This window comes from Arcicella lustrica (assembly GCF_034930985.1).
Taxonomy (GTDB): Bacteria; Bacteroidota; Bacteroidia; order Cytophagales; family Spirosomataceae; genus Arcicella; species Arcicella lustrica.
Genome location: NZ_JAYGIM010000016.1, coordinates 220,761 through 228,822, shown reverse-complemented (window position 1 = coordinate 228,822; position 8,062 = coordinate 220,761). Strand labels below are relative to the sequence as shown.

Here is an 8,062-nt window from a genome sequence, read left to right as displayed (position 1 = left end):
TAGTTTTTTTAACAGATTTGAAAAAAAACTTTTTTTCTTCTCATTCTGACCATAAGCATAACCATATCCATATCCATACCCATAACCATACCCATAACCATATTCTTTAGAATTACGATAGTCAACTCCATTAAAAATAATATTTAAAGATTTGAATTTATTTCTTTCTTTAAAGTCTTTTAAAACTCTCAAATAAGATTTAGGAGTATGTTCATATCTCATTAAATAGAATACAGCATCAGCATATTCGGATAGTATAGTAGAATCTGTAACAAGACCTACTGGTGGTGTATCTAATACAACATAATCAAATTGTTTACGAAGCTCCTCTATTAAAATCCCCATTTTACCATTTGATAATAATTCAGATGGATTAGGAGGAATAGGTCCTGAAGGTAATACATACATATTGGGATTTAATGTACTTTGTTTAATGATATCTCCAAGCTTAGCCTGACCAATTAAATAGTTAGATATTCCTATTTCACGTGATACTCCTAAGTACTCCGATACTTTAGGTTTACGTAAATCTAATTCTAATACTACAACTTTTTTATCCAAAAGCGCAATACTTGCAGTTAAATTAATGCTAACAAAAGATTTACCTTCACCGCCTATCGAAGAAGTTAACAAGATAGCTTTACCCCTTCCATCTACATTAACTCCTCCAGCAGCGTATTGCAAATTGGTTCTTAATGTTCTAAATTGTTCAGCTAAAAAGCTAGTACTCTTCATATCAACAATATTATCCTTCATTTCTTTAGGCTTTTTACCAATCTCGCCAAATACAGAAATACCAGTAACATCCTCAATTTCTTTTCTAGACTGGATTTTATCGTTCAATAAATCTTTAAGATTAACTGTTACTGCTGGTAACACAAAACCTAAAATTAAAGCCATTATATATATAATACCTCCTTTGGGTTTTATAGGTTTAGGATCACTATACGGTTCATCTACTAAGCGGCTATCTGTGACTGTTGAAGCATAGGAAATAGCTGTTTCTTCTTTTTTCTGTAATAACATCAAGAATAAACTTTCTTTGATACCTTGCTGACGTTTAATATTAACAAATTCTCTTTCTTTTTTAGGAATCGTACGAATTGAAGATTCAAAACGATTATTTAAGCCTTTTAAACTATTTCGGGTAACCTGAAGACCTTGCTTTTGATTAGTAATACTTTCACGGATTGCAGCTTTTGTATTAGCAATTTGAGTATTGATTGTTCCTAACAGTGGGTTAGCTGCTTCTGTCGTTCTTGCATATTTTTCTCTTTGTATTTCTAATTCATTAAGCTTAGATAGTAAACTTATTAAAACAGGATCATTTACCATTAAAGTAGCAGGAGCAACACCGCTTTGACTACTTCTTAAATAGCTCTCGACTCCATCAAGAACTTTTAATTGGATATCAACCTCATTTAGTTTAGTATCATTTTCTTTAACTTTTTCTAAAAATAAATTAGCCTCAACACTTAAATCAGTAATCCCTTGAGAACTTTTATAGGTTTCTACATCTTTTTCTACATCTCCTAATTCTCCTGTTATTAGTCTAAGACGCTGGTCAATAAATTGCAATGTGGCTGTAGCCTCCATATTTTTATCAGCAAGAGCAGAGAAAGTGTAACTCTCTAACAATTTTGATAAAATAGCTTTACCTTTTATTGGTAAAGCATCTTCCAAAGTAAGTTTTAATACTGTACTTTTTAAATTTAAAAGTTCAACCTTAATATTTTTTTGATAATTTTCAATTACAGATTCTTTTTCGAAAAACTTAACCCGAATCAAATCATTATCATTTCGATAAAGAGAATCATTCAAAAAAACTCTAAAGGCACCTAATTTACTTCTAATATTTTGGCTATACGCAAACGTACCCATTATATCACCATTTTCACTTAATAACTCATATTTCTGTTTATTAATTAACTTAATAAAAATCGGTTCCTTGTAAGCCATATCATTAAGATCACCATGTTGAACCCAAATAGGAGATGTTCTGAAAATTTGGTCGTATGGTCTAATTTCACCTTTTTGATAATACGAAACTGTTAAGTTTAAATCATCAACAACTTTCTCAATTAAGCTTCTTGATTTTAAAACTTCCATTTCATTTTCTACAATTTTATTCCCCGAAAACATTTCGAGTTCTTTTAGCATATCATTTCCTCCGATACCTTTTTTCTCGTCTTTAATTAAAAGAACAGCGCTTACATTGTAGATTGGAGTTGTGTAACGAAGATATAAATTTGCACCAGTAACTGTAATACCAATTGATAGAACAAACCAATACCAATATCTAATATAAGAAAGAAAAATCTTTCTTATGTCAAAATTTTCTTCAGTATTATCAAGGAAATCAAATGAATTATCTGCCATAATTTAAAGTTATTTACTATATGTAATTTTTACTTTTAATTTTATTTAAATAAAAGATTTAGTAATAATACCAAAGAGGTGGTAACTCCTGTAGCAATAGGTATTAACTGTAATGTTCTATCTGAAGATGTAATTTTACCTTTAGTAGGCTCTACATAAATTACATCCCCATTTCTAATGTAATAATATGGTGTTTCAAAGACTTCTCTAGTATTAATATTTAATTTAACGATTTCTTTTTTACCATCAGTAGTTCGAATTAGCATTATATTATCTCTTCTACCATAAATTGTTAAATCTCCTGCAATACCTAATAATTCTGGTAAAGATGTATGATTATCAGTTAAATTATAAATACCAGGGCGATTGACTTCTCCTAAAATAGTAACTTTTTGATTAAGAAATCTGACATTAGCTGTAGGTTCTTTTAAATATTTAGCTAATTCTCTTTTTATTTTTATTTCTGCTTCCTCTAGTGTTAGATTAATAACTAAGATTTTGCCAATTAATGGTAATTCAATATTACCAGAAGGATCAACTAAGTAACCCAATGGTTGATTTCTTGCAATTCCATTACTTGATACACCTGGAAAATTGGTGGTAATTAAAGGTGTTACATTTTGAAAGTTAAAAACCTCGTTAGATTCTATGCTTAATGAACTTACAGTTACTGCTAAAATATCATCCGGTTGAATTTTAGGAATAAGTGGCGTTACAGTTTTTAATATTGAATATCGTACTGTATCTAAAGGGTCTGAACCCTGAAAATAAGTTACATTTTTTGTTGAAACACAAGATGTGAAAAAAGATAATGATAAAGCCATCATTAGCAATAGCTTTATATCTTTTGAAATACTTTTTTTACTAAATAAATTCTTCATACAATTTGATTTGAAGATGATTTTTGAGATTTACTTTATTATTATGAATTAAAAACTGTAATTAATTGCCATAGAAATATTTCTATTATTCTTGCTTACTCCTTTATTTTCTTCTTGATTATTTTGATAGCTTATTTTAAAAAATAAATCGTGAATAAATTCATACTGCAAAAGGGTCTGAAAATAGCTATACTTTTTTAAATCTCCCCATAAAAATGGATATTTATCTTTAAAGTCAGCTTGCTGTACTCCCGTACCTACAGTTCCTTTTCTTATGTAGTTATAAATTAGCTTAATGTCTAAACCTCTTAACACTCTATAATGTAACTGAGCAAATAGTTGGTCAGCATTTGGTCCAATCCAGTGACCTAAGTTGAAATTATTACTTTGAAAAGTCTGTACAGGAATAAAATGTACATAATTAAACGGCTGAATTTTAGAATATTCTAAAGTCAAGTGTAAATTGTTTATTGGAAAATCAGCAATACTTGCTCCAATTTGATAAGCCGTATGGTTTCTAGCATTTCTTTCATTGGCACTTCCACCTGTTAACGAAAACTCTAATTCGTCAATAAATAAACTAGCATATAAGTGTGTTTTAGGAATATGATTTCTGGAACTTAGTTGTAAAAATATTTGTGAGTTTGCTATTGTATTAGTTGCATTCTGGCTTGTACTTGCTTCACCTAAATAATGATTCAAGCCTGAAAACAATGCAATAGGAATCATATAGGCTATTTTAAGATTATCATTATAGATTACTGACTCCCCTACTGAAAAACTAAATCCTTTAAATGGCTTAAGAGTAAGAGCATGAAAAGCTAAATATTTCTCTCTGTAAGAAAATTGGTTTCTTCCAGGAACCGATGTGCTGTAGATGGATGTTGAATCAATAATATTAGAGTTAAGCCAGGCATGAGCGTAAGTAAACGATAGCCACTTTACTGGGTTAATATCTAAACGAACTTGAGGAAACCCTGGAGCTTTATCCGATAGAATAATCTTCCCACCAGCACCATAACCAAATGGAAAAGAGTTCTTCCCAAAAGTAGCATGACCCCATTTCCATTGAGCAGTAATTGTTGCATTAATCAAGCTGTAGTCAAACCTTTTTCCACTTAATAATAAATCTCCTATTCTCCCTTGATTTGGACTAAAATTTTGTTTGTAATCATAGTTCAGGTAAAGATTATTGAGTTGACTATTTCTAAAATCTACGCTGTAACCAATATTTTTACCTAAATAACCATAAATCCAAGCACCAATCCAACGTTGATTTATTGTCGCATTTTCACTGTTCTCTAACTGGTAACCAATAATTGGTTGAACATTAATAGCAAATTGCTTATCTTGATAAGCTGCAAATCTAACTCTATCATTAGGTTTGGCTTGTAAAATACTTTGGAATGGCTTTTCTGACGTTAGATCTTTTGCTAGGTTTTTCTCAATTGTATAATCTTTAAGATAAAAAGCTAGTTCTTCTTTTTCAAGAGACGTTAATAATTGAGTATGATTATTTAAAGTATCTAATTTTGATAGAATATAATTTCTTGATAATGGTAGCGTTACATCATTTAAATCAATAACACCTTTTTGTGCTAATCTGGATAAGTATGAATAAACTGTCTTATAGCTAGGCTCATAAACTACTTGCGCTTTTACTTGAAAAACGAGTAAGCTTAATGATGATAACACAAAGAAAGTTAATAGTTTAGTAAATTTTCTCATCAAATCAGATTGTTTAATAGAATTAAAAATCAAGATTAAAGATAGTGTAGCCTTACAAATAAACGATATTTTTCGTGACTTAAAGTAACAATATTTTCAATTCCCTACTTTCAATACCTCACTTACAATAATCTTTATTTTCTATATAAAAACGATAATTAACATTGCTAACAAGTGTATCTCTTTTATAAAATAACCATCCCTGTGCAGGATTAGGAGAAGCTCTAATTGAATAAGTACCTCCTACTTTTAATTTATAAGTACTCCCAGAGCGCTGAGTCCTTGTTAACTGCATCAAATCTCTCCAATCATTGGCTGCAGCACCTTTTGGTTGAAATTGAATATCAACTTTTGCTGGTACAGCTTGTTCATTAACAGTTTGTCCTTTAGCACACTCAATGATTAGTTCTACATTAACAGGTTGTGGTGAGGGCGCTACAATATTAATTGGTATATTTTTTTCATCACACAAGTCAAAAGTTTCACTCTGAAAAATTGGCTTTGATAAGTCTCCACCATACTGATTATTATAATTAAATACTTGCAAATAAACTGTGTTCTTTCTTCTACCTGCTAAAGAATATCTTGCCCCATTATTCAAACTCAAATATACATCTCCAACATTCTTTCCAGACGATTTTTCAATTAAACGACTGTAATGATAAATATCCAATCCTTTATATGCACTATTTACAATGAGTATTGGACCTTTCTCACAAACAGGAAACATTTCTCCTAAAGCATAATAACTAAGCGATGAAATACTTGTTGTAATTGACAATTTACCATTTGCATTTCTTTTTAAAACAGGGTTAGCTAACATTTTCCAAGTATTGTTAGCATATACCCAAAATGGAATACTATCTCCTTCTTTTAATTTTGTGCCATTCGTATGGTAACTTTCTTCATTAATTTCTATACTTACGGAACATGGTTTGGAAAGGTTGCTAGCTTCTTCAAATTTCTCATCTATTATTTTAAATGAAAAAAAGCCGTAAGATTGAAACTCAAAGGGTGGCAAAACTTTATTATCTAATCCAATTGCCTGATATACTGTATAATTTGAAGGAACGAATTCTCTTGCTTTATTTTCAAAATGACTCAAAAGTAATTCAAATTTTCCTGATAAGACAGTACCTGACTTGTCTATAACATTTGTACCAGTATTTGTAACCAAGCTAGCTTTTTCTTTCTGACCATTTGTAGTTAAACTTACTGTTTGCTCTACTATATCATTAGCATTTATTTTCTTTAAATCAACACTCATGCCAGACGGTAGATTGTTGATTTTAAACATTCTTATTGTTCTATTGATATTAGTTTTAGCTTGTATTGTCACAAGATTAATATCTGTCAAGTATCCTTCTAACTGTGCTACTACTTTAATGTTAGCTGGTCTTTTTGTGTAATCTGGAGCAATCGCAATTCCAAGTAATCCTTCTCTACTAATATTAATCTTTTTATTTCCAACTGAACTTACTATTCCTTCTGCATCTTCCCCTAAAAAAGTAAATTTAATATTTTTAGGAGTCATTGTTGTATCACTTGATACTGCATTTTTATAAGTTAGATTAATTGCCGATTCTGTAAGAGCATCCTTTATTTTAATAGAAACATTTTCTAAAGGATTGTTACAAGCATCAAATAAGCTTACAAAAAAAATCAATAATATGGAGTAACCAAGGTATTTCATTTTTTTTACTGATTGGACTAAAGTAAAAATTAGAGAAAACTTAACAATAGAAAATTAATCATTACGCATCACTCACCTCGCATTTAATATTAATTTCCAATTCTATATCTAACTTTAAAATTAATGAAAGGTAAATATGAGTAATCTTTGATATTTCTTTCAATAATCGGAATTAGTTCATCTGCATTCGTAGTGTCTAAAATACCAAAATATTCACTTATAATTTTAGGACTACCCATATAATAGCAACCAATCTCTCCGTTAAAACTTAGTCTTCTTTTAGGTATGACTCTACCAAATCCAAATCCAACAAAAGGAACAAATTTATTCCAATCAACTTTCACACTAATTTCTCCAAAATCCTCAGCGTTTACTTCTACTCCTTCAAAGCTTATTCCAGTATTTGTGTCAACAAATGCGGAAACATTGAAATTATATAAATAACTAACTCCACCTATTAAGTGAAAAGATACTTTCTTGAAAGGGTAAAATTGAGTCGCTAAAAAAATCTGGTTGAATTTTAAATCAGATTCAATATTGATGGTTGACTTAGTATTTAGATTGACATCAAACAATCTATGATACTGAAGGTAGGTAGTTCCTACTCGCCAAAATATTTTTTTGTAAGGGGATGTTTTAGCTAATTCTAAGCCTAATCCATTTGTTCCCAAAGAGACACCGATTGATACATTATGTTTATGAACGTTTGTTGAGTCGGCTGTCGCACAAACATCATTATTAGGGCATAAGTAAAATGCCATAATAAATAGTATGAAAGTTAGATAGCGTTTAGACTGCATAAAGAATTAAAATTTCAAGTACTATGATAAAACTTAGAATTTTTGCATTCTTCTAAGTCAAAAGTAAGAACAATTTTCGATTTTCAAATAAAAAAATTATTAAACGGTATATTTTATCTGAAATTTGTTATTCTTTATCAAAATAGTAATATTGCTTTATCCTTAGATTGGTTAAAAAACAATATTCGAAATAATATTTGCTAATTATAGGACAAAACAAAATTTATAATCCATCATTAAACATAAAACATTAATTTTAACTATCTATAAGTCTCTAAACAGTTCTTTTAATTCTGTACACAATTAAACTTTTCTTAGTACCATCGAAATTAACTTAACGATTATTCCCATTCATATTAACTCTTGAAAAGTAAGTACTAAAGCTATACTATTTTAAAATTGTATTTATTAAAGAATTATGAAGAAATCAAAAATTATTGAAATAATGGATTAATTGAAGAATTGAAAGTTAACATTTCATTAAATGCTATCTTAATTCAACCAAAATAATACAGAGAATATGCAATTATTCAAAGGTTAAGTTGGGTTGAAAGGAGGCTTAAAGTAGTCTAAAAGGGGTC

General features: G+C 29.5%; 5 protein-coding genes. All 5 read right to left on the bottom strand.

Annotation, left to right across the window (positions count from 1 at the left end; translation table 11 throughout):
* On the bottom strand, positions 1-2,379 hold a 2,379-nt coding region (locus VB798_RS20470; RefSeq protein ID WP_323689102.1), incomplete at its 3' end, for a GumC family protein.
* 41 nt (positions 2,380-2,420) lie between these two features.
* Entirely contained in the window at positions 2,421-3,260 is an 840-nt protein-coding gene (locus VB798_RS20465) for a polysaccharide biosynthesis/export family protein (protein ID WP_323689101.1), read from the bottom strand.
* Positions 3,261-3,308: 48 nt separating this feature from the next.
* Positions 3,309-4,988: a capsule assembly Wzi family protein gene (locus VB798_RS20460; protein WP_323689100.1), complete on the bottom strand. Its 1,680-nt coding sequence runs from the start codon at positions 4,986-4,988 to the stop codon at positions 3,309-3,311.
* A 118-nt stretch (positions 4,989-5,106) separates the two neighbouring features.
* Positions 5,107-6,681: a hypothetical protein gene (locus tag VB798_RS20455; protein ID WP_323689099.1), complete on the bottom strand. Its 1,575-nt coding sequence runs from the start codon at positions 6,679-6,681 to the stop codon at positions 5,107-5,109.
* Between the two features lie 89 nt (positions 6,682-6,770).
* Positions 6,771-7,442, bottom strand: coding sequence for a hypothetical protein (locus VB798_RS20450; RefSeq protein ID WP_323689098.1), 672 nt, complete (start codon positions 7,440-7,442; stop codon positions 6,771-6,773).
* Between the last annotated feature and the right edge of the window lie 620 nt (positions 7,443-8,062).

Excerpts from the sequence above, each read along its gene's own strand:
- VB798_RS20450 (WP_323689098.1), bottom strand. The coding sequence starts at position 7,442 with ATGGCATTTTACTTATGCCCTAATAATGATGTTTGTGCGACAGCCGAC.
- VB798_RS20465 (WP_323689101.1), bottom strand. The coding sequence starts at position 3,260 with ATGAAGAATTTATTTAGTAAAAAAAGTATTTCAAAAGATATAAAGCTA.
- VB798_RS20455 (WP_323689099.1), bottom strand. The coding sequence starts at position 6,681 with ATGAAATACCTTGGTTACTCCATATTATTGATTTTTTTTGTAAGCTTA.
- VB798_RS20460 (WP_323689100.1), bottom strand. The coding sequence starts at position 4,988 with ATGAGAAAATTTACTAAACTATTAACTTTCTTTGTGTTATCATCATTA.